Annotated in this window: 1 protein-coding gene; it reads left to right on the top strand. The window is 45.9% G+C overall.

What is annotated here, in order from left to right:
* On the top strand, positions 1-521 hold a 521-nt coding region (locus A3762_RS19810; RefSeq protein WP_304439308.1), incomplete at its 5' end, for a glutamate ligase domain-containing protein.
* Between the last annotated feature and the right edge of the window lie 35 nt (positions 522-556).

Below are 556 nucleotides of genomic sequence, written 5' to 3'. Positions count from 1 at the left end.
ATAATCTCGCGCTTGCGATGCAGGCATGCTTGAAAATCTTTGAGTTGAGTCAACAAGAGTTTGAGTCCAATCAGTTGGAGTTATGTGCGCAAGCAATTTCAAAAACTCAGGTCTCTGGTCGCTTAGAGCGTGTCTCAGAAAACCCTGAAATCCTGTTCGATGTGGCGCATAACGGCGCGGCGGCAAAATTACTTTCTAGTCACTTAAAACAAAAATATTTGGGCCGAAAATTGATTGCTGTGTTTTCGTGCTTGAAGGATAAAGACTTACGTGAGATTGTATTGGCGCTCGACGGGGTGATAACCCAATGGCATATCGCTGAGCTTGATGGGCCGCGCGCGCGTCCTCTCGAAGAGATGTCTTCTCAAATGATTGGCATGTCTCAGGAGGTTTGTACGTTCAATAGCCTCAAAGAGGCGTTTGAGGGGGCTAAGTCCATAGCGATGTCGAGTGGTGCAGTTGTTGTAGTATTTGGATCCTTTTTTGTGATTGAAGCGTTGAGAGAGCAGGTTAAATCTTAATGAGTGAGTCTGTAGATGGTTTGAAGCAACGCCTC

The organism is Oleiphilus sp. HI0125 (assembly GCF_001635355.1).
This window is presented reverse-complemented; position numbering and strand designations above follow the sequence as displayed.